Genomic DNA, 22,836 nt, shown 5'->3' on the forward strand with positions numbered 1-22,836 from the left:
CCGCGCAAAAATGTCGCTTCTCCCCAATCATATTTTCAACTGAGCGGCACGCAAGACACGTTGCGCACCCGACAGCTTATTCTTCGTCTTCGCCTTTGCGGCGCGCAAAAACCTGATCGATCAGGCCAAAATCGCGCGCCTCTTCGGCGGTCATGAACGTGTCGCGGTCGAGCTTGCGCTCAATCGCGTCATATTCCTGACCGGTGTGCTTAACATAGATATTATTGAGACGGCGTTTAAGATCGAGAATTTCTTCAGCGTGCCGTTCAATGTCTGTTGCAACGCCTCTGAAGCCACCTGAAGGCTGGTGGACCATAACGCGGGCGTTCGGCAACGCAATGCGCATGCCCTTCTCGCCAGCGGCCAGCAACAGCGATCCCATGCTTGCCGCCTGACCGATACACACGGTCGAGATCGGACAGCGGATATATTGCATCGTGTCATAGATCGCGAGGCCGGACGAGACATACCCGCCAGGGCTGTTGATGTAGATCGAAATCTCTTTTTTCGGGCTTTCGGACTCAAGGAAGAGCAGCTGCGACGTGATCAGCGCGGCCATCCCGTCATCGATACCGCCCGTCACAAAGATGATGCGCTCTTTCAGCAAACGCGAGAAAATGTCGAACGCGCGTTCGCCGCGGCTCGTCTGTTCGACAACCATCGGGACTAGATTGAGAGCGGTACGGTAAGGGTCGGTCATGAAAAGCGTTCCAGCCTGCTTAATTATATCGTCTGAACTGGGACCGTGGTCGCAGAGACTTCCATATTTGTCTACACCGCGTTGCACGCAAGGGCGCAACCGCTTTGTAAACGGTGGATAACCCAGTTCAAATGAAAGCGCCGGGGCAGAATGGCCCCGGCGCTCGCATTAGCATCGTCTGGTAAAATCAGACTTTATAGTACATGTCGAATTCGACCGGGTGCGGATGAAGCTGCAGACGCATCACTTCTTCCATCTTCAGATCGATATAGGCGTCGATCTGATCGTCGTCGAAGACGTTGCCCTTTTTCAGGAAGTCACGGTCACCATCGAGTGCCTCGAGCGCTTCACGCAGCGAGCCACAGACTTGTGGAATGGATTTCGCTTCTTCTGGCGGCAGGTCGTAAAGGTCCTTGTCCATGGCGTCGCCTGGATGGATCTTGTTTTCGATGCCGTCGAGGCCAGCCATAAGCAGGGCCGCAAAGGCAAGATATGGGTTCGCCGTTGGGTCCGGGAAGCGGGTCTCGATGCGCTTGGCCTTCGGGTTGGAGCCGAAAGGAATACGGATCGAGGCAGACCGGTTGCGGGCCGAATAGGCCAGCATGACAGGTGCTTCATAGCCTGGCACCAGACGCTTGTAGGAGTTGGTCGACGCGTTGGTGATCGCGTTCAGCGCCTTGGCGTGCTTGATGATGCCGCCAATGTAGAACAGGCAAGACTCTGAGAGGCCGGCATAGTTATCACCGGCGAAGAGTGGCTTGTTGCCGTCCCAGATCGACTGGTGAACGTGCATACCCGAGCCATTGTCGGCAAACATCGGCTTCGGCATAAAGGTCGCCGTCTTGCCGTACTGTGCTGCCACATTGTGGATCACGTACTTATAGAGCTGCAGATTGTCAGCCATCTTGGTCAGCGTGCCGAATTTCAGGCCTAGCTCATGCTGGGCAGGCGCGACCTCGTGGTGATGTTTTTCCGGCTCCATTCCAAGTTCGCCCATCACCGCCAGCATTTCCGAACGCATATCCTGCTCGGAATCGATTGGCGGAACAGGGAAGTAACCGCCCTTGGCATGCGGGCGGTGGCCCATATTGCCGGTCGGGTATTCGCGGTCCGTGTTGGACGGAAGCTCGGTCGAGTCGAATGAATAGCCGGTTTTGTGCGGATCGGTTGACCAGCGAACGTCGTCGAAAACGAAGAACTCGGCCTCAGGGCCGAAATAGGCGGTCGTGCCGACGCCAGACTGCTTCAGATAGGCTTCGGCCTTCTTCGCGGTCGTCCGCGGATCGCGGCCATAGGCTTCGTTGGTGATCGGGTCGAGAATGTCACAGATCACAGCCATCGTGGTCTGCTGGAAGAACGGGTCGATGATCGCCGTGCTTGTATCCGGCATGAGCAGCATGTCGGACTCGTTGATCGTTTTCCAGCCAGCCACGGACGACCCGTCAAACATCTGGCCTTCACTGAAGAAGTCTTCTTCAATCATGCCCTTGTCGAACGTGACGTGCTGCATCTTGCCGCGTGGATCGGTGAAACGGAGATCGACGAACTCGACATCCTTTTCTTTCATCATTTTCTGTAGATTATCGGCCATTAAGCCCTCCTGTTAGAATTCAAGTTCGTCGGCCGAACCAGATCAAAGCGCCTTTAAAGCGCGCTGTCACCCGTTTCGCCGGTGCGGATACGTACGGCTTCAGTCACTTCTGACACAAAGATTTTCCCGTCACCAATCTTTCCAGTCTGGGCAGCTTTGGAAATTGCCTCAATCGCGCCTGGCACACTGCCATCGGCAACGACTAGCTCGACCTTCAGCTTCGGCAGAAAGTCGACGACATATTCGGCGCCGCGATAGAGTTCGGTGTGGCCACGTTGACGGCCAAATCCCTTCGCCTCGGTTACAGTCATACCCTGCATACCGACTGCGTGAAGTGCTTCTTTTACATCATCAAGTTTGAATGGTTTGATGATCGCTTCGATTTTCCTCATCGCCAGCTTTATCCCTTTCCTCCGACATGTGCAGTTGCCCTAGCAGGCATGCGCCGCACGTGAATAACAGGCTACTACAATTCATGCTTTGTAAAATCGACTGCCTGCTTTTTTGGCGGCGCTGCCACCAAATTGAGCATTTGCGACCGCCCGCAAAACTGACGCATGCGTCATTGTTCTGACGACTGGGCGTCGCTATGTTAGAAGCCAGACCGTCGTTCCCCCGGAGCTAAACCACATGATGAGCACGCCAAACCTCTACATCCATCCGAATCGCGAAACGCCCAAATTTCGCCCGCTGACAGCTTGGCGCCACATGCAGAAACTTATCGCGGACAAGGAAGATACCGATCAGGTCTTTCAGATTATCGAGGCGTTGAACGGCAAAGCCGCTCTCAGGGATCTGGAACGGTTCGCATCGACCGAAAGGGGCCAGGCTGAGCTTATAAAACGCACCTTCCTGCCGCCGATCCTCGATGATCACGCTCCCCTTCACGCGCTCCCCAGAGGCAGCGTCGGAAAAACCTATGTCGAGTTCATGGAACGCGAAGGCCTCACAGCCCAGGGCCTTGTTGAAGAAAGCCTCAAGCGCGATTCCGAATGGCGCAATATCGACGATGACCTGCTCTGGTATGTGAACCGTCTGCGCGACGTCCACGACATGTTTCATATCCTCAGCGGTTATGGCCGCGACGCGCTTGGTGAAGCAGCCCTGCTTGGCTTTACCCATAGCCAGCATGGTGGGCGCGGCGTCAGCTTCATTGCCTTCATGGGCGGCCGGGAAATCGCGAAGACGGCCCCACCAGAAGCCCGCATCAAGGATGTCATCCGCGAGGGACGCCGTCATGGCAAAGCAGCCGGACGCATCGTCGAGCTCGATATCGAATCGATCCTGCCGCGTCAGCTGTCAGATGTCCGTGCAGAGCTTGGCATCCAGCCTCCGGTTCTTTATCAGAGGGCGCTTGCAATTCTGCAAGAACATGGCCTTGAGCCAGAAACTTTGATGGCTGCATGATATATCTCGTTCGTCACGGCGAAGCCTCCGCTGGATGGGGCTCCGCTCCCGACCCCGGCCTATCGACCCTCGGCAAAAGACAGGCGGAAGTCGTTGCCGATACGCTCAACCAGAAACCGCTCAAACGGGCCTTCGCGAGCCCGATGCAGCGCTGTCAGGAAACGGCAGCGCCCTTTTCCAGGCTCAGCGGACAGACAATTGAAACTGACCCGCGCGTGACCGAAATCCCGACGCCTGACGGTCTCGATGATCGCGTCGCCTGGCTACAAGGTTTCATGGCCGGAAAATGGGATGCCGCGCCCGCTGTCGTGTCTGAGTGGCGCGCAGATCTTCTGACCGCAATTGAAGCGATGCCAGAAGACTCGGTCGTGTTCACGCACTTCATCGCGATCAACACGATTGTCGGCCATCTTGAAGGCAGCGACCTCGTCACGAATTTTCGTCCGGGTCATTGCTCGGTCACCCAGATCGAAAAACTTGAGGGTGGCCTCAAACTATTCGAGCTTGGAAGCGAAGCGGCGACAAAAGTTCTCTGATTCTTCAGTTTACCGGCCGCCACGACACTCTGGCGACACCATTTCGCGGCAGAAAAACACTGTTACGACACCGTGAAATCGCCGGTATTTCACGAAAGAGCTGACGAGCGTTCATATGGCTGCCACTGAAATACAGACCAATTCCCCCGATCTCTGGCTAGACCAGTGGCCTTGGCCAGACGCCGGCAGTCACAAGCACAAACGCGGGCATTTGGGGTGCGTCACGGGTTCGGCCGCCTCAACGGGCGCAGCCCGTCTGGCCGCGCGCGCAGGCCTTCGAATCGGAGCTGGCCTGGTGACGCTTCTCTCCCCGCCATCGGCCACCCTGGTGAATGCGTCCGTCTCAACGGCGGTGATGGTGAAACCGTTTTCATCGGTGGAAGACCTCACCGAACTTGCCGAATCATGCAGCTGCGCCCTGATTGGCCCTGCAGCTGGTGTGAAGGCGCAGACCCGGGATAACACCCTCATTTTGTTGGAGTCTGCAGATAGTTGCGTTCTGGATGCCGACGCGCTCACAGTTTTCTCCGACGCGCCTGAGGACCTCTTTAGCCAGATAACCAAACCTGTCGTGCTCACCCCGCATGAGGGCGAATTCAAACGCATTTTCCCTGATTTCCTCAACCAGCACACAAGAGAAAAAGCCGTCCGCCTCGCGGCAAAAGAATCAAACGCCATCGTTATATTGAAAGGCGCCGAAACCCTGATCGCAGCGCCAGATGGACGCCTTGTGCGCAACACTCATGCCTCTCCCTTCCTCGCAACCGCCGGCAGCGGCGACGTGCTGGCCGGCCTCACCGGCGGCCTGATGGCACAAGGCATGGACGCCTTCCTCGCGGCCTGCGCCGCCTGCTGGACCCACGGCGAACTCGGCCTCCGCCTCGGTCCCGGTTTAATTTCCGAAGATCTCCCCGACGCCCTGCCCGCACTTCTCAAAGAGTTTTATGCAACGAGGTCTTGATGCGCGGCGTGACGCGGATTACCAACCCGGCTCGAACCTGGCGGATGTGGCGGAATTGGTAGACGCACCAGATTTAGGTTCTGGCGCCGCGAGGCGTGGGGGTTCAAGTCCCTTCATCCGCACCAGGTGAAATTGCCCTGCCCCACCGCATGGACAGTCACGTTTTGCTGTGACATACACCGCCGCTTCTAGGAAATCGATTGCCAGAATGACCGGCCTGAAAGGCTGCCACGGCACAAGGAATGACAGACATGGAATGCACCGAAACCACCGATGGCCTCAGCCGCATGTACAAAGTCAAGGTGCCTGCAAGCGAGCTCAAGTCAAAGCTCGACGCCAAGATTGAGGAAATGCGCCCTCAGATGCGCCTGAAGGGTTTCCGCCCAGGCAAGGTGCCGGCTTCACACGTCCGTAAGATGTTCGGCAAATCCATCATGGGTGAAGTCGTCGAAACGGCGATGAAAGAATCCAGCGAAAAAGCAATCGCTGACGCCAATGTGCGCCCGGCTTCCCAGCCTGACATGCACATGGAAAGCGACATGGAAGCCGTGCTCGATGGCAAGGAAGACCTCTCCTATCACATGCACGTCGATGTCATGCCGGACTTCGAGCCAACCGACGTCACCAAGCTCAAGATCGAACGTCCCGTCGCCGAAGTCGAAGACGAAGCTCTGACTGAGGCGCTCGACCAGGTCGCAGAGAACAATCAGAAGTACGAGCCACGCGGCAAGACAGCCAAGTCGCGCGAAGGCGACGCTGTTGTGATCGACTTCGTCGGCAAGATCGACGGCGAACCGTTTGAAGGCGGCGCTGCTGAAGGCCATACCCTGGTTCTTGGTTCAAACAGCTTCATTCCGGGCTTTGAAGATCAGCTCGTCGGCACTAAGGCCGGCGAAGAAAAAGACGTCGAGGTCACCTTCCCTGAGAATTATCAGGCCGACCATCTCGCCGGTAAAGCCGCGGTCTTCGAAGTCAAAGTCAACGAAGTTCGGGCCCCGAAAAAGCCGGACGTCGACGAAGAGTTCGCCAAAGGTCTCGGCGTTGAATCACTCGAAGAGCTCAAGAACCTGGTCAAAGGCCAGCTTCAGCAGGAGCTCGACGGCGCATCCCGTTCGAAAGCCAAGCGTAACCTGCTTGATGCTCTCGACGAGAAGCATGACTTCGAACTGCCGCCGAAAATGGTTGAAATGGAATTTGACCAGATCTGGCAGCAGCTTCAGGCTGAAATGGATGCCGGCCGCGTCAGCGATGACGACAAGGACAAATCCGAAGACGAGCTGAAGGAAGAGTACCGCAAGATCGCCGAACGCCGCGTTCGCCTCGGTCTGGTGCTGGCTGAAATCGGCCGCCTTCAAGACATCAAGATTTCCGAGCAGGAAGTTCAGCAATCTCTCATCCGCGAAGCCCAGCGCTTCCCGGGCCAGGAGCGTCAGGTGCTCGAATTCTTCCAGAGCAATCCGAACGCGATGGCTCAACTTCGCGCGCCGATCTATGAGGACAAGGTTGTCGACTACCTCCTCGAGACGGTGAAAGTCACCGACAAGACCGTCTCTCGTGAAGAGCTTCTGGCCGAAGACGACGAATAGGTCTCGGTACACCCGAATTTGAAAAAGCCCGGCCAATCGCGCCGGGCTTTTTTTATGGTGCCTCCGTCAGTTGGGCGACCTGTTGCGCTGGCGTCACCCCAAAGACCTCCGGCGGTATCGCAATCGGCACGATTTGCAGCATAGCGTCTTCAGTCAATTTCACGTCGACCGCATACTCTTCCCAGCCAACCATCACGAAGAGCCTGTAGTCGCCCGGCTCGAGGTTCTCGAAACCGTATTGACCGAAAGAGGCCGTTGGCACTTCGACGGATGCATTCGTTGCAAGATTGAGCAGACGCACTGGCTGGCCTTCAAGCCGCTCGTCCCTATGGCTCGCTATGCCGTTCCCATCCATATCTATGAAGACGGCCCCGCGAAGCTGGCCAGACTGAATGACTGGAATATCGACAGTGGTGCGGCGCCCTTCAGCGACCGAAGCTTTGATCAGTTCTGCATCCTGGACCCGGTAGCCCAGCGGCAGACTGCGCTGATTGATCGACAGGCCGAACAGACCCTCTTTCACGTTCTCTATCTCGAAGTCACCGTCACGATCTGCAGCGTGGGAAAGTTGCGTCCCTCGGACCTCGACTTGCGCGCCCGCGAGCCCAGGCTCATCAGCCTGGCGCACACCATCCCGGTTGAGATCGACAAAGACGCGGCCCGTCAGGACGCCGCGGTCGGCGAGCGGCAGTGTCTGGCGGCGCGGCTCATTGAACTCAATGGTGCCGCGCAAGGCGATCGAAAAATCGTTGCGGCCTTCAAGATCGTCAAAATAGCTCGCGACGATCTCGGTCCTTCTGCCGACGCGATACCGGGCCTCAAGATTGGCGTAGTAGCGCGTGGCAGCAGCTTCAGGTTCGAAATTGGAAAGCGCCCAGACCTGACCCGACAGCTCTAGTTTTTCGTCGAGCAGCAGGCCGCTCGAAAAGGCCGCAGCCCCCCCGGCGCGAAAGCGTGCGTCGCCGTCTGTATAGGTGACGGTCGCGGCGGGTGCCACGGAAACAAAAGCGCCGTTCTTGAACGACTTTTGCAATGGGTTGGATTGAGCGATCGCGACGGCCTGGTTTGACGGCCTCGTGCCGTTTTCGAGATGAAGATAGTTGGCCTGCAACGAGCCCCAGTCGAAACGCTGATAGGCCCGCACGCGCACGTCTGTCATCGTCTCGTCAGAAGCGTCCCCAAATGCCCTGCTATGCTCAACGTCCACCGCCAGGTCAGGGCCAGATGCGCCGATTTTGGTGTTGAGCGAAGCCGAATAGACATGCGTAGTCGTCGAAACCGGCCCGTCGATCTGATTGATCGAAGCGCGCGCACCGACCGACACATATTGAAGAATTCCCCAGGACTTCGCGCTGCGCCAGTCGGTCGAAATTGCGCCGGTCGTTCTCGCGCCGACCCGGTTATCGAAGACGCCGCCAAAATAGGTCGCATCCCGCGATGCCTGGAATTTTTCCCCGTCATGCTGGCCAGAGATGGACACAGTCCATTGGTCGTTCATCGCAAAGCGAAGTTCGCCGCGACCACGAACATCAAAGCCGGTCTCGGCTCCGTCGAAATATCCGCCATCTACCGAAACGTAAGCGGTCTGAAGATTGCCAAAGGTGCCCTTCGGTTCGATGACCTTCTGGACCGATCCGACAATAGCCGTATCGTCGCCTCCAGCCGTCACTCTGGCCGCAACGCCGATCTCCTGAGACCCATCCTTGTCCAGCAATCGAACGCCGCCTGCAAAGCCGCCAAACTCCGGCTTGGTCGCGTGCTCACTGATCGTCTCTGCGCCCGTGAGCATTGTTCCTGCGGACACGGCGAGAATGTCGCCTCCGTCGGTCTTGCGGCGCCAGGACAGCCCACGGACCCTCGAGACGTCGACGCCGGCCGTTTCGCGGAACCGACCGCTATAGTCCCCAACCGACCCCGCCCAACCATCCAGCGACTGAACGTCGAGCGACATCCAGCTCGGCTGCAGCTCCTCCAGAGCCTCGAGCCCTCCAGCGCTTTCATAGGTAAGCCGGGAATTATACCTGCCCCAGCGGCTGGAGAATTCTGCGCGGTTCGGACCACGGTCACTTAGCAGGTAGCTGAGCGCTTCTGGCGTGAACGGAGAACCGCCTGCTCCAGCTGCGCCCCTGTCTGGCGGAAGCGCGGCGCCGCCGAGGCGATCGTCCTGCCGTACATCGATACGATTGGAGCCTGGTGACAGCGAAATATGAGTGCCCGTCAGGGCTTCGACGGCCGAAAATGGCAACAGCAAGGAGGATGGCTCGGCAAAGCTCATATTAGGCGAAACACCGCGCGGCGTGCCATTGACCGTGATTAGTCCTGTCGCAAGCTCCAGCGAAATCACCGCAGTATCCTGAGCGCGAATGACCTGCACCATGCCCGCTTGCAGCGTCAGCTGGTGGCCAAGCGCCTGGGTGATCGGCTCAAGCGGCACCAGAAGTACCGGCCCGATCGTGCGCGGTTCCTTCGCACCAAACGTGTCCACCGGGCGGCCATTGACCCAAAGGTCCAGTTCAGATTGCGGGCGAAGGCCTTTTTGAAGCTCGAATGTGTAGGTCCCATCTGCCTCAACCAGCAGGGTTGTCCCCGTGATCACTGCAATAGTTTTGGGTTCAAGCCATGTGCCGGACTCTTCACCGCGTTGGAATTCTGGCAGCTTTCCAAGCACCATGTCGTTGGCGCGAAACTCGCCATCGCCGAAATTCAACGTCATAACCGCGTCGTCCTGCGGTCGGTAATACGTCAGGCGATTGTCTGAGACCTCAAACCGGCTCCCCAATATCTGGGCTATCGGCGCGGCATCTATGAGGGTTCGGCTATCTTTACCGTCTGCGTGGCGTGTCGGTACGGAAAGACGGGCACCAGCGACTTCAACGTCGATGTAGGCCTTGGTGGCGGCTACTGGGTCAGGGACGCTCTGGGGCGGCGACAAATCGGCAGGCTGGGTCGTACGGAGCGCGACGTTCACACCACTCTCTTGCGCTGTTGCCACGGGCATCAGCGGAAGAAGCGTCAGGGCCGCGAGGGCCAGTATGAGTGGGCGCGTAACCATTCAAGCGGTCGGCTAATTCGCCGACCGAAGCCCATCTACGAGAGGGTAGGCTCAGTGACGCTGTGGCGGCATTCGCCTGTCGTCGAGACGTCGCCTCGGGCTTTGCCCCTCAGGATACCGGTCGTGGTGTTTTTGAAACCGATTGAGACATCGGACGCTCGCGGATCAGCAACTGCGCTCGCAGCCCCCATCGGCGAACAGGCCGTGAGACCTGCCAGCTTATAGCCCATTTTTTCACCCAACTTTCTGTTGTTATTGGAAAAAATATAGTCCGCGGGAGTTAATGTGGGGCTTACTGGAGACCGAAAACTGCGACAACACTGCAGGATGCGTCAGGCTGACCAAGTGCCTGATCGGCATCGCCGTGGTATCCATAAAACTCGATTTTTCATCCCGCATCTGAACGGCGATCGTTCAAAGACACGAAGACGTCCTGGTTTAACTTATGCCCACAATGCGTTGTTTTTCCTCTATTGCTTTAGCCTCGCTGCTAGCCATGGCCGCATCGTGTGATCGTACGGCGCAAGAGCCCGAGCGAATCGAACCACCCGCTTCAACCGCAACTCAGCCGGTCGCGCCCGCCGTGACGGCGCCAGAGACTGCTGCAGATCCGGTGTCGCGTGACTTCTCAGGTTTTCCTGAACCCTATGCCAGTGCGGATTACGCCCTTGGTCGCCGGACATTCAAACTGTGCGGGAGCTGTCACACCGTGACAGCTGGCGGCCGCGATCTGGTGGGGCCAAATCTTCACGGCATATTTGGCCGTCAGGCCGGCTCCAAAGAGGGGTTCGCCTATTCCAAGGCGCTGAGCGCTGCCGACTTTCAGTGGACACCTGATCGCGTGGAGCATTGGCTTGCCAATCCGAATGACTATCTGCCCGGCAACAACATGACCTTTGCGGGCGTGCGTCAGGAGAATGCCCGGCATGCCGTTATCGCCTATCTGATGCTGGAAAGCGGATACGACGCGGGCGCCGCTTCCGAGACGGCGGACTAGAAGGTTTTGGCCACCGCGAAGAACGCGGCCGACTCCTCGAACTCACCGCCGAGTTCCTGAAGAACGCCGATGGATAAATCGACCGCCGGCAGGCGCCAGAGATATTCGAACTGGTATTTCTGAGAGCTGGCATTGGTTGTGCCATCGTCCAGCCAGGCTTGGGTAATAGTCCAGATGCCGGGGTAGATCTCCCTGCCCCATCCAGCCTCCAGCCGGTACCGTTCGCACCCGTCTTCGTGCGCCCGGTATGCAATGTCGGCAAACCAGAAGCCATCGCGGTCTTGCTCGGTGTTTTCCTTATAGGAGCGGCCAAGCCCGGCGCGCCCCTCAACGCCCAGACTCTTGCATCCTGCAGCCCCACCAATGGCAGCCCCTTCCAGTAAGCCAAATTCAATGGACGCCTGGTACGTTTCTCCCAGCCGAAACGGGCGCCGCAAGGTCGCGCGCCATCCGTCGGCTGTAAATTCAGGATATCCGTCGAACGCGACGCGCTCATATTTCAGCGTCGACGTCCATGTGTCCGACAAGCCGTACTCGGCATATGCATCGACCCGGCCGCTGGCCAGACCCTCCACTTCACCGAGCGAAATTGCGACACGGGAATAGAGATCGCCATGCGGCTGGCCCCAGGGACCAGCGTGGCATGGCGCGGCTGCGAACACCGCGATCAGGACGGGACATAATCGGACCATGAGCGAAAAGCACTAGGCGTTCTGCTCATGGTTGAAAAGTCACAATTATAGACGGAACCGGATCTGGTCAGACCAGAAACGCTCAAGGCGCGATACCGTCTTGTTCAGCTGAGTGAGATCCACCGGACGAACGCTCGCTGTCGGCTCAAGCGCCGTTGCCTGCTTGGCGAAGAGACCTTCGACACGCTTGCGGACGGTGTGGCCGCGCTCTGTCAGGCGAAGGTGCACGGTGCGTTTGTCGGCTTCCGACCGCGACTGCAGCAGGTATCCACCTTCCTGAAGTTTCTTGATGTTATAGCTGAGGCTCGTGCCAGCAAATGCCCCACGGGCACGCAGCGTTGAAGCCGGGGTTTCGCCTTCGCCAATTTCATAGAGAAGCAGCGCCTGGACACCCGTCAGGTGACGTTCACCGCCACGCTCGAGATCATCCTTGACGACATCGTGCAACCGACGATGTGCTTGCTCAAGAAGAGAAAGGGATTTCAGGAAAGATTCAGCAACCGTATCTTCAGCGGTCACTGCTTGCACAGCGTTGTTCATTGTTATCACCATCATCACTCAACTTTTGTTGTAGTTTGAACAGAGTTACGCCGATCTTCCTGACATTTCGTTAAACATGGGGGTTTGACGGCCCCGATTCGTTAATATTTGACGTCCAAACCGTTACCTTCGGCGACAAAAACCCCGATCTCACTCAATTCAACGATGTATAAACTATTCGGGCGCGACAATTGGCCGTTGAGTCGACCGCCGCGGATCAACAAAGTCATGGCCGCCTGACATCCATGATATGATTATCTGAAATTCTGGCGGCATTTATGAGTTGGGAATGTGGATAGAAAACCGATGACCAATCAATTGAACAACGCAGCCCAGGAGTCGGAAGACATGTCCGATCAGCGCGATCATCCGCGCTTTGAAGTCAACACTTCCGGCACGCTGATACTCGAAACAGGCTTCAAGATTCCTTTCATCGTAAAGGATTTGTCGCAACGCGGCGCAAAGATCCTGCTGAACAAGACCGTCATGCTTCCGGCGCGCTTCACAGTCGAAATTCTGAGCCCTGACAAGCAGAAGATCAAACGCTGTACCTCGTCACGGCAGTGGCAGCGTGGACCGCTTGTTGGTGTCCACTTTCTAAGCTCACAAACGATCCAGCTATAGCGCCGCGATTAATAGGTCAGGTCTTGCGGCTTGAGCCACAATCGAGGCGGAAAACTTGCAATCCCCCCATATCCGCGACGGACGTTCGAGCGATGCGCCTAGCGTCATAGCTGTCGACATAGCGGCGTCAGACCTTTTCCGACCGACCGGCCTGTTGAGTAAAGACGCGCTTGGCGATCATGTTTCAGCTGATGCCATCAATGCCGCGATAGATCGCGGTCTTATGAAAGTTGCCGTCGTTGAGAGCGGCGACGTCGCGGGCTTTTTGATGGCCTCCATCCAGGATGGCGACCTTTATATCGACCAGATAAGCGTGTCCCCAGACTTCGGTCGGCGCGGCATCGGCACAGCGCTGATGAAAACGGCAGAAGACATGGCAACCAACCTCGGCATCAATTCCATTCTTTTATCCACCTTCCGCGATCTTGCATGGAACGGTCCGTTCTACGCGTCGCTAGGATATGGAGTGATCCCGAAACACGCCTACTCGTCCTTCATGAAGGAGGTCGAGGCCGCGCAAGCGCCTTTCATGGACGTCTCACTGCGGATTTTCATGAGAAAGACGGTTCGCAATCTCTGAATCCGCGATAGAAAGCGGGCATGACATCTCCATACCCACAAAGCTTTCCTGCTACCCGCCTGCGCCGACTTCGCCAGTCTGGCTGGATCCGAAACCTGTCCGCGGAAAATACGCTCCAGCGCAAGGATCTGATCTGGTCCATGGTCGTCCATGATGGCGACGAGCCCAGCATACCTGTCGGCTCGATGCCCGGTCTGGTGCGTCTCAATGTTGATGAAGCTGCGGCAGCCGCAAAGCGCGCGAGCGACCTCGGCATTCCAGCGATCGCGATGTTCCCGCATCTCAACCCGCGCTACAAAGACGAGACAGGCAGTGAAGCCCTGAACCCTGATGGACTTGTGCCGCGGGCGATCAAGGCGATGAAGGATGCGGCCCCTGATGTCGGCATCATATGTGATGTCGCGCTGGATCCGTTCACGTCGCACGGCCATGACGGGCTGATCGATGCCTCCGGCTACGTCATGAATGATGAGACGACAGCCGTCCTGATTGAACAGGCACTTGTCCAGGCCGCAGCTGGCTGTGACATGGTGGCCCCGTCAGACATGATGGACGGGCGTATCGGCGCGATCCGTCAGGCACTGGAGAGTGAAGGTCATTCCAATACAATGATCCTCTCCTACGCTGCTAAATATGCCAGTGGCTTCTACGGGCCCTATCGCGATGCAATCGGGTCAGCGACGGCGCTGACGGGTGACAAGAAAACCTACCAGCAGAACCCGGCCAATTCCGATGAAGCGCTGCGCGAAGTCGCCATGGATATTGCCGAAGGCGCAGACATGGTCATGGTGAAGCCTGGCCTGCCCTATCTCGATATTGTCCGGCGTGTATCGGAGACCTTTGCCATCCCGACAATCGCGTTTCAGGTGTCTGGCGAATACGCCCAGATCAAGGCGGCTGGAGAGAAAGGCTGGATTGATGAAACCCGTGTGATGATGGAGACGTTGCTCTGCTTCAAACGTGCTGGCGCTTCAGGGATCATCACTTATTTCGCAGAAGCAGCAGCACATCAGTTAAACGACTAAGGTGCTTTTCATGTCATCATCGCGCGCGGCTATCTGGCTGGCCACCCTGAGTGTCGCCTTCATTGCCTGCGCGCCACTTGCTTCCGCTGAGAGGCTTGGCAAAGACTCGTTCAAGCTGCCCGACCTGGAAGGTGGCAGGTGGGGCATTTCGGTAAAGGCGCTCGATGGAGAAGAAGCGGTCGCGCTGTCCGAAGATGAAAGATTTGCGCTCGCGTCGACCCTCAAGCTGGCAACAACCGCAACGGCTTTCGATACATTGGGGTCATTCGAAGAGGGCAAATGGCCAAGCGGAACCGGCTACCGGCTAAAACCATCCCCGCTTTCAAATTATCCGGTTGTTGAACTTATCGGCAGTGGTGATCCGACCCTGTCTTCCGCGTCAGATTGCAAGACAAACTGCCTGCAGCAAATTGCTGATGCTATTGTGGCGACCGGCATAGAGCACATTGCTTCTGTCGACGTGAACGATTCCCTCTTTCTGCCGCCACACTGGCCGACGGGCTGGAGCCATGAAGACTTCCGGTTCGGATATGCAACTGCAATCACAGCTTTAAGCGTTGATGGTGGCACCGCCCGTGCGGAACTGACCCCCGGGCCCCGACAAGGTTCAGCGCCGGTCGTGGAGTGGGACTGGGCCCCCGCCTTCGGTATCTCCACAACAGAAGCGCAAACCGTTCCAAGCCGCAGTTTTGATCTCGACCTGATCCGGCGCCCTGGCGCGCGCGAAGCCTATATGGTCGGAGATCTGCCCCTCGCCTCCCCTCCCGTCGAATTGAAGTTCGGCCTGGATGACCCTGCCCTTTATGCAGGCGAAGTTCTGAAGCTGATGCTCGAACAGCGCGGCGTGGAAGTGCACGGATCCGTCATTCGAAGTGACATCAGATATTCACCGAAAGTGGACGATGCAAAGTCGGTAAATCAAACGCCCGACTTTACTCTTCCCCTGCCGGACCGGGATGAGTTCCTTAATTCGATCCTGCATGACAGCGACAACTTCTATACTGAAATACTGCTTCACCACATCTCGCTCACCCAGGGTGATCGGTCACAGATGGCTGGCTTGAAGCTGGTGAGCGATACGCTCATCAAAGCAGGCGCCGATCGCAAGGATTTCAATCTGGCAGACGGCTCTGGTCTGTCCGTTTATAACAGGATGACCCCGGAAGCGATGAGTTCATTGCTGGTCTGGGCCAGCAAGCAGGACTGGTACAAAAGGTGGGAATCCTATCTGGCCGTCGGCGGCGAAGACGGAACACTGAAATACCGCTTCAAGAATATAAGAAAGCCAAATCGGATTCACGCCAAGACCGGCAGCGTAAGGGGGGTGTCCGCCCTCGCAGGCTATTTTGAGAGCGCGAGCGGCAAGACATATGCTTTTGCGATTTTTGCCAATGACACACCTTTGAACGGCTATCAGACCCGAAAACTGATCGACGATGTTCTGGAGAACATAATCGAACGCGTCGGTTAAACGTCCCACGTCTCATATTTTGCGCGCATGTATTGAAGTCCGAAATCAATGATTTCAGCGAGCACGCTTTCATCAATGTCGGCCAGCTTGTTTATGTAGAGGCACGACTTGCCAAGTTTGTGCTTTCCAAGACGGGACAGTTTGTCTTCGAGACCGACATAGCCGGGCAATATGTAGACCGCCAGATTGGCCTTGCGCGGCGAGAACCCGGTCATGAAGAACTCGCCTTCGCGACCACTTTCATATTTGTAGTGGTAGCGACCATAGCCAATCATGCTTGGTCCCCACATCCGGGGTTCCAGATTCGTAACGTCCTTGAAAATCTCGAGCAGGCGAAAAGCGTCAGCGCGACGGACCTCATGGTCAATAGACGCAATAAAGGCAGATGGTGACAGCTTGGTCTGCCTGGTCTTGTTCTCAGCTTTGGCCAATTGCGGCTCCCCTCGCCTGCGGGCAGACTACTCGCACAGGCAACAGCCGCAAAGCCTCCCGGCGAAAGCTCTAATTCCCAAGGTCAACCTTGTGGCCGAGATCGAAGTAGACGATCAGCACGCTGGCAATCACAAGGAAGAGGATCGACAGACCGACATTGATATAGAAGGCCCGGTCGGCATTCTGTTGGTCAACCCAGCCTCTTGGCCTGATATTTTTGAGCCGGAAGACTGCGAGCGCTGAAAGCACAAGGCATGCAATATTGAGCAGCAGCAAAAGGCCTGACCGCGACGCCAGCATCCATTCCCCGCTACCGATAAACAGGCCAAACGCTGCCCCAGGTGGAAGCAGAGCCGCCGCAACCATGACGCCAACGAGTGCGGACGCCTGGCCCCTGGCCATTGAAAGCGCTGCGGCGCCCCCTGCCGCAAGGGCCAGAGCAAGACTGTCCAGCCTGACTTCTGCTCGGGACATCAGCTGCTGGCTGCTTGTATCCAGTTTCAGGGTGAAAGAGATCGCAAAAGCAACAATCAGAGCTACGGCGAGACCAGCGGCCAGTGTTTTGCCGGACTCGCGGATCAGGTTCATGTTACCAAGGCCTGCCCCAAGCGAGAAGCCGAGTATCGGCCCGAGAAGCGGCGCGATGACCATTGCGCCGATAACAGCCGCCACACCATCAGAATTCAAACCGATGGCGGCCACAACTGTCGAGAGCGCGGACAGGATCAGAAAATCGAACGTAAGCGTTGCATCGCGGGTAACATCGTCGAGCAGCTCTTCCCTCAATACCCTGTTATTCGCCTGCTGCGCGTCCTCTTCCATCGGCTCCGGCGTGGGGAGCGTGGCTTCAATCGGGATTGTCGTAATTCGCCAGTCACGGCAGCCTTCAAGCGCAGAGCTAAGTGCATCCGTCAGCGTCTGCGAGCGTCCGTCATGCATCAGGACGCGGATCAGCACCCGGTCCTGTTGCTCCACCGGAAAAGAGATCGAGTCGATGGGGCCGAATGCCTTTATGGCTCGAATAACCGTATCGCTGTCGCGCTTCTTGAGATGAATTTCGAGTTGTCTCACGCTAGTCGCGATCGCCTTTCCGGAAGCGGTTGATCAGACTCGACGTATCCCAGCGCGATCCGCCCATGGCCTGAATATCCGCATAATACTGATCAACGAGCGCCGTCACGGGCAGAGACGCCCCGCTCTCGCGCGCCGCCGACAGCGCTATCCGCAAATCCTTACGCATCCAGTCGACCGCAAACCCATGATCAAAGTCCCGCTCTGCCATGGTCTCCCAGCGGTTTTCCATCTGCCAGCTTTGTGCCGCGCCGCCTGAGATGGCTTCGATTACCTTGCTCACATCGAGACCGGACGTCTCTGCGAAATGGATTCCTTCGGAGAGGCCCTGCACGATACCGGCAATGCAGATCTGATTGACCGATTTTGCAAGCTGCCCTGCACCGCTCTCTCCGATGTGTGTGATACGCGCGCCATAAGCCTGCATCACAGGCGTCGCCTTTGCCATGGCCGCGTCATCACCGCCGCACATGATTGTCAGTTTACCGCGTTCGGCCCCGGCCTGTCCGCCAGAGATCGGCGCGTCTATGAATTCTGCGCTCTTTGCCTTGCAGCGTTCATAAAGTTTGCGCGCAAGCCCAGCGCTCGCCGTCGTGTGGTCTACGACAATAGTCCCTTCCGACAGGCTGTCTTCGATCTGGTCGAAAACGGCTTCCACGTCAGGGTCATCGCCGAGGCAAAGGAGAACATAATCGCAGCCGGCGATCGCATCTGCAGCCGTCTCATAGGGCGTGCCATCATGCTGCTTGGCCCAGTCTGCCGCTTTCGACGAGGTGCGGTTCCAGACACTCACGGCGTGACCGGCATCCACCAGATGCCCAGCCATCGGATAGCCCATGACGCCCAGCCCCAGAAATGCGCACTTACTCATGGATACCTCAACTCTTCTTGACTTTATGCCAGCCTGAACGACCAACGGACCGCTACACCACCATCGATCTAGACCACGCTGGTCAAGATCAAACTACATTTCTTGTAAATTCAAACCATTCGAGTGACCTGATCTCAAAACGGGCCTGATAACCATACCATCAAGATCAGAAAGATCGGTTGGAAATGGCTGGATATGACGCCACGTCGCGCAATAGGGGCAGAATGCCCCTAGCGCCTACCCGCAGGACGGGTGCCTGGAAGCTTGCTTATGCAGACTTCCTGACGGCGCTCTGCGCTCTGTTTCTGGTCCTATGGCTCGTTCATGGCGCGACATCCGAACAAAAGGAAAGCGTTGCAGAAGGATTTGGCGGCAAAGCGGTGAACACCGTCCAAGCAATGTCACTGACGCCCTCTCCGCGTGACCAACTCAGCTCCAAAATACAGAGTACTCCGCTCTTCAGCGACGAGACCGAAAGCGTCACCCTGCAGACGACAAAAGAAGGCGTGCGCATCAATCTGCTCGACCCTGAACGCGCACCGCTATTCGAAAAGGGCGATGCCACGCTCAACACTCATGGCGAGTCTTTGATCGCGCTGACAGCGGCTGCGCTGGCTGTAATCGACTATCCGGTCTCGATTGAAGGTCACACCGATAGCGATCCTATTAACCGGGCCAACTACTCAAACTGGGACCTTTCCTCGGAACGGGCGAATGCGGCCCGCCGGGCGCTTGTCGCAAACGGACTGGACGCGACCCGCATCCGAAGCGTCGCAGGTCTCGCCGACACACAACCGCTCGATCCTGACGCAACAAACTTGCCTCAGAACCGGCGGTTGAGCATAGTGATTCACATCGAATAATATGCAGCTCCAGCCTCAGGCGTGAGCTTCAGGCAAGGAGGCCGGATGGCCGAACCGCTCATTTCCAACTGGCCGATGTGGGCCAGCCTGGGCATCGTGCTCATTACAATATGCTTTTACGTGCTCGATCGCTGGTCGATGGAGATCGTGTCCGTCTGCGTGATTGCGTCACTGCTCTTGCTGTTCGCCCTGCCAGGCATGCTGGGACTGCCAGACGCGCCCATCGGGCCGGCCGACCTGCTACAAGGGTTCGGAAACCCGGCATTGATCACAATCATGGCACTGCTGGTTGTCGGACAGGGGCTTTTCCAGACAGGTGCGATAGAAGGTCCAACCAAAGCTCTGGTCAGCTCCTACGGCAAACGCCCCATCAGTACACTGGCGCTAACGTTTCTCAGCGTCTTTGCGATCAGCGCGTTCACCAATAATACGCCCGTCGTCATCATGTTTCTTCCGATTATGAGCGCGATTGCCATGCGGATGAATACGTCACCGTCAAAACTCATGATGCCGCTCAGCTTCGTGTCCATCCTGGCGGGCATGACGACCTTGATCGGAACGTCCACCAACCTGCTGGCGGCCGACACCTACCGGCGTATCGAAGGCATTTCGCTCGGATTTTTCGATCAGACGCCGATGGGCCTGATGCTGGCTGCTATCGGCATGTTGTATATCGCGATCTTCTCGCGGTTTCTCCTGCCAAACCGTGATACGTCAGCAGATGAAATCGTGCCATCCGGCAAACAGTTTGTCGCCCAGATCCAAGTCACCGGCGACCATTTTCTGATCGGCAAGACATCGGTTGCCGGCATGTACCCCGATTTGAAAGACATGACGGTTCGCATGATCCAGCGCGGCGAACGCGCTTTGTTGCCGCCTTTCGACGAGATTGAGCTGCGGCACGGAGATCTGGTGATTGTCGCTGCGACAAGAAAGGCGCTGACCGACCTGTTGGCGAGGCAGCCTGGCATGCTGCAACAGATATGGAATGGCACCGGCCCATCTGAAAAGGTTGATAACTCGCTGCCTGCGCTGAGCATGGTCGACGCGGTCATCGCGCCGGGCTCACGCATGGCTGGCCGGACGGTAGAAATGCTCGGCTTTCGCAGACTGACATCCGCAGTCGTGCTGGGCATTCAACGCCGATCCAGGATGATACGAAGCAGGCTCGGCGAGATCAGGCTGGAAGCTGGCGACACTTTGTTGCTTTGCGGTCCGCAGCAAGCCTTTCAGGAGCTGCGCAACAGCCGCGACCTCATTTTACTTGAATGGTCGCAGACAGAAATTCCGATAACCGCCCGCGGCTATGCTGCGCGCGCCATTGCGCTTGGCATGGTTATCCTCGCCGCGTTCGGCATAACGAGCATTCTGATCGCCTCAGTGCTTGCCGCAACCGCCATGATCCTCCTGCAGTGCCTGAATACGCGGCAAGCAAGCCGCGCGCTCGATCTCAAGATATTTCTGGTCATCGGCGCAGCTTTAGCGATGGGAACGGCCCTCGAAGCCACCGGGGCAGCCACCCTGATTGCGACACTCGTGGTCGACCTAGCATCGCCCTACGGGCCTGTTGCAGTGCTCTCGGCAATCTTCCTCTGCGTCGCCATTCTGACCAACATCCTCAGCAATGCCGCAACAGCTGTCCTCTTCGCGCCTGTCGCTCTGGAAGCGGCCCACACGACCGGGGCAGAGCCACTGCCCTACCTGCTCGCGGTGATTTATGCATCCAATTGCAGCTTTGCTTCACCCATTGCCTATCAGACAAACATGCTGGTCATGGCGCCTGGTCATTACAAATTTTCTGATTTCGTTAAGTTTGGCGGTCCATTACTGGTCGTGATGTGGATTGCTTTTACACTCATTGCCCCTTGGCGATTTGACCTGTGAGTGGCTTAATCGATGACGATGAAACTTGATGAGTCTTTATTTACGGTACCTGGTATCCGCCGGGGGCTTCGTTTCTATGTAACGGGCCCGACCCCTTGCCCCTATCTGCCCGACCAGTTTGAACGCAAGGCGTTCACGCATTTGAACCAGGCATCGCCTGACGCCCTGCATAACCAGTTGAGCGAGGCGGGCTTCCGGCGCAGCCAAGCCGTTGCCTATCGCCCGGCCTGCCCGAGCTGCAATGCCTGCCGCAGCGTACGAGTCGATACGACCCGGTTCGAGCCGAGCCGCAATCAGACCCGCATTCTGCGCCGTAACAGCGATATTGTACGCCGGCCGGTCCCGCCAAAGGCAACGCGTGAGCAATTCCGCCTGTTGAAGCGCTACCTTCTGGAGCGTCATGAAGGCGGCGGCATGTCTGACATGGGTTTTCGAGAATTTTCCGGCATGGTGAACGAAACACCCGTTCAAACCCTGATGTTCGAATATCGTGAGGGCCCTGAAGAAGATGCGCCCCTCATCGCGGTCTCGCTGACTGATGTGCTCCGTGATGGCTTTTCAATGGTTTACACATTTTTCGATATCCGCCAGCCAAAACGTAGCCTGGGCACCTATCTGATCCTGGACCATATTCGAAGCGCGGATGAGTTCGGTCTGCCGCACGTCTATCTGGGCTACTGGATCAAACAGAGTCCAAAAATGGACTATAAGCGCCGCTTTCAACCGCTTGAAGTGCTTGACGGGCCGGTCTGGCGTCCGCTTGAAGATACCGAGTAAAGTCCTGCAGACATAATCCGACAGGACGATCCGTGCGATCCGGGGGAGGATAATGATACGCAGACGAAACCTGCTGGGTGCAGGCTTACTTGGCATAGGCGGTGCAGCCGCATCATTCGGCAGCCCCGAACACGCTGCGAACCTCGCCGCACCAGCGATTAGCCGGAACCGGCGCCGCCTGAATATGGTGACGACATGGCCGAAAGGCTTGCCGGGCCTTGGCCGGGCGGCTGAGCGCGTCGGTGAGACGATTGCGGCCATGTCTGATGGACTCATCGAAGTGAAAGTCTATGCCGCCGGCGAGCTAGTGCCGGCCTTTGAGAGCTTTGACGCCGTCGCAAATGGTTCCGCGGACATGTATCACGGCGCGGAATATTACTGGACGGCCAAATCGACGGCGTACCCCTTCTTCACCGCCGTGCCATTCGGCATGACGGCTCAGGAGATAATGGGCTGGATCGATTTTGGTGGTGGTCAGGCGCTTTGGGATGAGCTCTCGGCCCAGTTCGGGGTAAAGGCGATACAGGGCGCCAACACAGGCCATCAGATGGGCGGCTGGTTTCGCAAGGAAATCAATGGCCTCAATGATCTCGTCGGTTTGCAGATGCGCATTCCCGGACAAGGCGGCGATGTGCTGCGGGCGCTCGGTGGATCTGCAAAGGCTCTTCCGGGCGGCGAAATCTATCAGGCTCTCCAGACTGGCAATATCGACGCGACCGAGTGGGTCGGTCCATGGAATGACTATTCGCTCGGCTTCTATCGGGAAGCGCCATATTATTACGGACCGGGCTTCCACGAACCGGGCGCCAGTCTCGCCGTTGGCATCAATCTGAAGCTCTGGGAAAGCCTGACTGAAAGCGAACGCGCGCTGATCACGGCCGCTTGCCAGTCCGTCAACCACACTTCGCTTGGCGAGTTCACCTATCAGAACTCGGTCTATCTCGACATTCTGACGCGTGAACACGGCGTACAGCTTCGTTCCTTCCCGGACGATGTCGTCAAAGCGATGGCCGAAGCAGCGCGTGATGTGCGCGCCGATTCCGGCAAGAGCGGGATTGAGAAGCGGATCTATGAAAGCTTTGAAGCGGGCCTGAAAACCATGAGCGATTGGGCCGCCGTATCCGACGGGCCCTACTACGCCGCCCGCGAACTGGGCCGGTCGAGCTAAGGCGCAGA

At 57.4% G+C, this 22,836-nt stretch carries 23 protein-coding genes and 1 tRNA gene; 14 read left to right on the forward strand and 10 right to left on the reverse strand.

What is annotated here, in order from left to right:
• Nucleotides 1-76: 76 nt before the first annotated feature.
• From B8783_RS06200 to B8783_RS06210, 3 genes are all read right to left on the reverse strand, one after another.
• Complete coding sequence (locus B8783_RS06200; protein WP_084419167.1) at nt 77-700, reverse strand: ATP-dependent Clp protease proteolytic subunit; 624 nt, start codon at nt 698-700, stop codon at nt 77-79.
• A gap of 187 nt (nt 701-887) precedes the next feature.
• A complete protein-coding gene (gene glnA / locus B8783_RS06205; protein ID WP_084419169.1) occupies nt 888-2,291 on the reverse strand; it encodes a type I glutamate--ammonia ligase in 1,404 nt (467 codons plus the stop codon).
• Between the two features lie 53 nt (nt 2,292-2,344).
• The gene (locus B8783_RS06210) at nt 2,345-2,683 is read right to left on the reverse strand and encodes a P-II family nitrogen regulator (RefSeq protein ID WP_084419171.1); all 339 of its coding nucleotides are present in this window, start codon (nt 2,681-2,683) and stop codon (nt 2,345-2,347) included.
• Between the two features lie 238 nt (nt 2,684-2,921).
• Between B8783_RS06210 and B8783_RS06215 the strand changes: the two genes are divergently transcribed.
• From B8783_RS06215 to tig, 5 genes are all read left to right on the forward strand, one after another.
• Complete coding sequence (locus B8783_RS06215) at nt 2,922-3,698, forward strand: ubiquinone biosynthesis protein COQ4 (protein WP_233355693.1); 777 nt, start codon at nt 2,922-2,924, stop codon at nt 3,696-3,698.
• Nucleotides 3,695-4,234: a histidine phosphatase family protein gene (locus tag B8783_RS06220; protein WP_084419172.1), complete on the forward strand. Its 540-nt coding sequence runs from the start codon at nt 3,695-3,697 to the stop codon at nt 4,232-4,234. Before B8783_RS06215 ends, B8783_RS06220 begins: the two co-directional genes overlap by 4 nt.
• Before the next feature lie 115 nt (nt 4,235-4,349).
• A complete protein-coding gene (locus tag B8783_RS06225) occupies nt 4,350-5,195 on the forward strand; it encodes an NAD(P)H-hydrate dehydratase (RefSeq protein WP_084419174.1) in 846 nt (281 codons plus the stop codon).
• A 40-nt stretch (nt 5,196-5,235) separates the two neighbouring features.
• A tRNA-Leu gene (locus tag B8783_RS06230) sits at nt 5,236-5,320 on the forward strand.
• A gap of 126 nt (nt 5,321-5,446) precedes the next feature.
• A complete protein-coding gene (tig, locus tag B8783_RS06235) occupies nt 5,447-6,781 on the forward strand; it encodes a trigger factor (protein WP_084421938.1) in 1,335 nt (444 codons plus the stop codon).
• A gap of 52 nt (nt 6,782-6,833) precedes the next feature.
• Here the strand turns inward: tig and B8783_RS06240 are convergent, their stop codons facing one another.
• Together B8783_RS06240 and B8783_RS06245 are read right to left on the reverse strand one after the other, a co-directional pair.
• On the reverse strand, nt 6,834-9,833 hold the full coding sequence (locus tag B8783_RS06240; protein ID WP_084419175.1) for an SdrD B-like domain-containing protein: 3,000 nt from the start codon (nt 9,831-9,833) through the stop codon (nt 6,834-6,836).
• Between the two features lie 35 nt (nt 9,834-9,868).
• Nucleotides 9,869-10,063: a hypothetical protein gene (locus B8783_RS06245; RefSeq protein ID WP_084419177.1), complete on the reverse strand. Its 195-nt coding sequence runs from the start codon at nt 10,061-10,063 to the stop codon at nt 9,869-9,871.
• A gap of 266 nt (nt 10,064-10,329) precedes the next feature.
• Between B8783_RS06245 and B8783_RS06250 the strand changes: the two genes are divergently transcribed.
• The gene (locus B8783_RS06250) at nt 10,330-10,830 is read left to right on the forward strand and encodes a c-type cytochrome (protein WP_199288155.1); all 501 of its coding nucleotides are present in this window, start codon (nt 10,330-10,332) and stop codon (nt 10,828-10,830) included.
• Here B8783_RS06250 and B8783_RS06255 read toward each other — a convergent pair.
• Both B8783_RS06255 and B8783_RS06260 read right to left on the reverse strand, forming a co-directional pair.
• Nucleotides 10,827-11,522: a hypothetical protein gene (locus B8783_RS06255; protein WP_084419181.1), complete on the reverse strand. Its 696-nt coding sequence runs from the start codon at nt 11,520-11,522 to the stop codon at nt 10,827-10,829. The two genes, B8783_RS06250 and B8783_RS06255, sit on opposite strands and share 4 nt — an antisense overlap.
• 45 nt (nt 11,523-11,567) lie before the next feature.
• Nucleotides 11,568-12,062: a MarR family winged helix-turn-helix transcriptional regulator gene (locus B8783_RS06260; RefSeq protein ID WP_233355694.1), complete on the reverse strand. Its 495-nt coding sequence runs from the start codon at nt 12,060-12,062 to the stop codon at nt 11,568-11,570.
• 306 nt (nt 12,063-12,368) lie between these two features.
• On the opposite strand from B8783_RS06260, the gene B8783_RS06265 reads away from it, so the two are divergent.
• From B8783_RS06265 to dacB, 4 genes are read left to right on the forward strand one after another with little or no spacing between them, the layout of a single operon-like run.
• Nucleotides 12,369-12,686: a PilZ domain-containing protein gene (locus B8783_RS06265; protein ID WP_084419183.1), complete on the forward strand. Its 318-nt coding sequence runs from the start codon at nt 12,369-12,371 to the stop codon at nt 12,684-12,686.
• Between the two features lie 55 nt (nt 12,687-12,741).
• Complete coding sequence (locus B8783_RS06270; protein WP_169711715.1) at nt 12,742-13,266, forward strand: GNAT family N-acetyltransferase; 525 nt, start codon at nt 12,742-12,744, stop codon at nt 13,264-13,266.
• Between the two features lie 20 nt (nt 13,267-13,286).
• Nucleotides 13,287-14,291, forward strand: coding sequence for a porphobilinogen synthase (gene hemB, locus B8783_RS06275; RefSeq protein WP_084419187.1), 1,005 nt, complete (start codon nt 13,287-13,289; stop codon nt 14,289-14,291).
• Between the two features lie 10 nt (nt 14,292-14,301).
• Nucleotides 14,302-15,762 carry a D-alanyl-D-alanine carboxypeptidase/D-alanyl-D-alanine endopeptidase gene (gene dacB / locus B8783_RS06280; protein WP_139792268.1) on the forward strand — a complete coding sequence of 487 codons (1,461 nt, stop codon included), beginning with the start codon at nt 14,302-14,304 and terminating at the stop codon, nt 15,760-15,762.
• Here the strand turns inward: dacB and B8783_RS06285 are convergent.
• From B8783_RS06285 to B8783_RS06295, 3 genes are all read right to left on the reverse strand, one after another.
• A complete protein-coding gene (locus B8783_RS06285; protein ID WP_084419191.1) occupies nt 15,759-16,193 on the reverse strand; it encodes a DUF1801 domain-containing protein in 435 nt (144 codons plus the stop codon). The two genes, dacB and B8783_RS06285, sit on opposite strands and share 4 nt — an antisense overlap.
• Before the next feature lie 70 nt (nt 16,194-16,263).
• Nucleotides 16,264-17,265 carry a TIGR00341 family protein gene (locus B8783_RS06290; RefSeq protein WP_084419193.1) on the reverse strand — a complete coding sequence of 334 codons (1,002 nt, stop codon included), beginning with the start codon at nt 17,263-17,265 and terminating at the stop codon, nt 16,264-16,266.
• A 1-nt stretch (nt 17,266) separates the two neighbouring features.
• The gene (locus B8783_RS06295) at nt 17,267-18,136 is read right to left on the reverse strand and encodes an NAD(P)-dependent oxidoreductase (RefSeq protein ID WP_084419194.1); all 870 of its coding nucleotides are present in this window, start codon (nt 18,134-18,136) and stop codon (nt 17,267-17,269) included.
• Nucleotides 18,137-18,360: 224 nt separating this feature from the next.
• Between B8783_RS06295 and B8783_RS06300 the strand changes: the two genes are divergently transcribed.
• From B8783_RS06300 to B8783_RS06315, 4 genes are read left to right on the forward strand one after another with little or no spacing between them, the layout of a single operon-like run.
• On the forward strand, nt 18,361-18,999 hold the full coding sequence (locus B8783_RS06300) for an OmpA/MotB family protein (protein WP_169711716.1): 639 nt from the start codon (nt 18,361-18,363) through the stop codon (nt 18,997-18,999).
• A gap of 45 nt (nt 19,000-19,044) precedes the next feature.
• Complete coding sequence (locus B8783_RS06305; protein ID WP_084419198.1) at nt 19,045-20,883, forward strand: SLC13 family permease; 1,839 nt, start codon at nt 19,045-19,047, stop codon at nt 20,881-20,883.
• A gap of 12 nt (nt 20,884-20,895) precedes the next feature.
• Nucleotides 20,896-21,660: an arginyltransferase gene (locus B8783_RS06310; protein WP_084419200.1), complete on the forward strand. Its 765-nt coding sequence runs from the start codon at nt 20,896-20,898 to the stop codon at nt 21,658-21,660.
• Nucleotides 21,661-21,712: 52 nt separating this feature from the next.
• Nucleotides 21,713-22,828 (forward strand): TRAP transporter substrate-binding protein, encoded by a 1,116-nt coding sequence (locus B8783_RS06315; RefSeq protein ID WP_084419202.1) that lies wholly within the window; start codon nt 21,713-21,715, stop codon nt 22,826-22,828.
• The last annotated feature ends 8 nt before the right edge of the window (nt 22,829-22,836 follow it).

It is taken from the genome of Henriciella litoralis, from assembly GCF_002088935.1.
Classification (GTDB): Bacteria; Pseudomonadota; Alphaproteobacteria; order Caulobacterales; family Hyphomonadaceae; genus Henriciella; species Henriciella litoralis.